The 2,770-nt window shown below is 48.2% G+C and carries 2 protein-coding genes; both read right to left on the bottom strand.

All coding sequences use genetic code 11. The annotated features are described in order from the left end of the window. A partial coding sequence (locus tag GX016_08330) for an MBL fold metallo-hydrolase (GenBank protein ID HHT71566.1) occupies nucleotides 1-632 on the bottom strand: 632 nt, incomplete at its 3' end. 413 nt (nucleotides 633-1,045) lie between these two features. After that, nucleotides 1,046-2,527 carry a DUF4430 domain-containing protein gene (locus GX016_08325; GenBank protein HHT71565.1) on the bottom strand — a complete coding sequence of 494 codons (1,482 nt, stop codon included), beginning with the start codon at nucleotides 2,525-2,527 and terminating at the stop codon, nucleotides 1,046-1,048. Nucleotides 2,528-2,770: the final 243 nt, after the last annotated feature.

The following is a 2,770-nucleotide window of genomic DNA, read 5'->3' as shown; positions in this document are numbered from 1 at the left end:
CCGGTTAGTAGCTGTACATGTCTCAAGGTATTGATAAGCCCAGCGTGGGCACACCCTGAAATGACGACTATTCCTTTAGAAGATCGGATTACAAGAGCCTGGTCATCTAAAATTTTATCCTGTTCCCAACGGTTGTTTAATTTTACTTGAAATTTGTTCGATATTTTTTCATACGGAGTCAACCGCGGGATTGCACCGGTGAGAAACACGCCTTCTTCCAGTTCCGCCGGCGTAGTTTGCAGATTCGATATAGCGCCCTCGTTTTGAAGTTGCTCCCTGGTCCAGCCAATGCCAATATATTCCGGAGCCATATCTTCTTGCAGTTTGTAACGTTCGCTAAACACATGGGGATGAGCGTAAACATCCACCGGACCATGAAGCTTAAGAAAAGCCATAAATCCACCGGTATGATCATAATGGCCATGGCTCAAAATTACTGCCGAAACATCAGTTAGGTCTACCCCTAAAACCCCAGCGTTAGAAATTAGTGTATGACCGGCGCCGGTATCAAACAGTATCTTCCTACCGTTAACGTTTACCAAAGCAGCAAAACCATGCTCGGCCAGCAGTTCGGGCCGCCGTACAGTATTTTCCACCAAAATCGTGATTGAGACAACTGCCAGTTCAATCACCTCCTCGGATAATCCGCTATTAATATAGTATCTCTATTGTGGGCATATGTCAATAACAAGTGTAAAATTTCCCCTTAAAGTATTTTGCCAAGCTTTGTTTGGCATCTTCCAGGTTTACCTAAGAACCTATCTTCACCACAATTTCTTGCGCTAGCTCTTCGGGACTTTCGCCCTAAGGATAATGCCCTTGGGCGAGCAATCGAGTAGGAGGGGGCGTCTAGCCCCCGTCCTCTCCACCACCGTACGTACCGTTCGGTATACGGCGGTTCACCAAGCTTGACGGATGTTTTTTAGATAGGAACAGCTGCCTCCGCACTGATCATCCGCATATATAGCGGGCAGTAACAAAATACAAAATTAGGGAATCCGGCTCCCTTTGGCTTGCCCGAAGGGAGCCGGACAGCTTGTAGATACTATTTCATAAAGTTTTCCATATAACGCATGAGTATAGTCGCGACCTCGGCGCGCGTTGCTGTTCCTTTCGGAGCCAGCGTAGTTGTGCTTCTTCCCTGCATCAAGCCCTGGGCTCTGGCCCACTTCATGGCATCCAGCGCCCACGATGATATTTCGGCTGTGTCCTTGTACGCTGAAAGGTCGGTCGTTTGGGAAACATTAAGCCCTTTCTTATGGGCATAGTTGCTCAGAATAGTAACCAGCTGCTCTCTCGTAATATTGTCATTCGTACCGAACAGACCGTCGCCGTAGCCTGCGACAATGCCGTTTTCGTATGCCCAAATACCGGCGTTCGTATACCACTGACCACCAGCTACATCGGTAAACGGATTCGCCGCCGTTACCGCTGGCTCGCCCTCGCTGCGGTAGAGAACCGTTATAAGCATGGCCCGTGTCATAGGTGCATTCGGAGAGAATTTATCCGCCTCTGTTCCTGTCATCTTATTATTGATATTTGCGTATTTTACCGCGTCATAGAACCAATCGTTTTCCTTCACATCGGCAAATGGATTTGCCCATTCGACACTTACCGCCGCAATGAAGAACAGCGAGAAGTGAGTTGTTGTGAATACAAATCCCTTGCGCTGTGCATCGTAACGAGCGTTCTCCATAGGCACAGGGGTTTTGTTGTCATCAAGATAGTAGACCGTCAAGGTTTTGGGATCGGTTCCTGCCGTCGGAGTGAAGGGCAGAAATACAGTAACTGTTCCGTTAAAGTTGTGGATCATTGTGTCCCCAATTATAACGCTGAGATCGAACACAGGGGAATCTCCAACTATTTTCCGATTCTCGCTGTCGAGCTTTGAAGTGTCCACAGACTCGCCAACAAATTTGATGGTGGAATTATCCGCAACTCCTTTGGTGATACCGGCGAGTGATTTTGCATCGAAGGTAAGCGTGGCGATCGTGCTTTCAATAGTAAGTTGCACATTCTTCGCGCTAGTTATTGCTTTGATGGCATCAGCTTTGATCTCAACCTCTACTGTAGATGTTTTGGCCGTGCCTTTTACCTGAACTTTAACTTCCGCAACGGAAACTGTATCACTGGATTTTACGAGCTTATCAAGGGCGTCTTTTATTTTTCCGGTATCAATGGAAGCTACGGCAATGCCCCCTTTCACCACCGTGGCCACCTCAACCTCGGAGCTGACCAAAGGCTTTTCTTCCACCTTGCCGGAAATACTCCCTGCATCCGGATCCTTCGTGTAGTCCTTGGTGAAGTAGAGCAGAACATGGTCGCCATCTTTGACATTATGAGAGTCCATACCCACGGTGGGCAACTTAGAATTTACCTTGTACAGCCAGCCGGAGTTTGGCATTCCGTTATGCATCTCGGACAATTTAAAACCTCCGGGAGTGGTGACTGAGCTTATATAGCCATCCTGCGCTCCCCTCTGGGTATAGCCGGTCCCTTCAAGGGCTTTTATAATAATGTCAGCCACCGTGGCACCCTCTGTTATATTGCTGACAGTTTTTCTGCTTATCCAAGTTTCCTCATTGCCACTGCCGCTATTTAATCCCCGCAATGTGAAATATACTGTTATGGTCTTGCCGGGGTTGGAGGAGGATGAAGAGGTCACCCCTACCGTGCAAAGCGGAGGGACAAGATCGGTAGCGTTAATAGTGCCCTGTCTTGTTGCGCTGATTGTATACGTTCCGGCAGTGGGGAAGGTAAGGGTCGCTTT

It is taken from the genome of Bacillota bacterium, from assembly GCA_012837285.1.
Lineage (GTDB): Bacteria > Bacillota > DTU030 > DUMP01 > DUMP01 > DUNI01.
The sequence above is the reverse complement of the archived record's forward strand: the minus strand, read 5'-3'. Positions and strand labels throughout refer to the sequence as shown.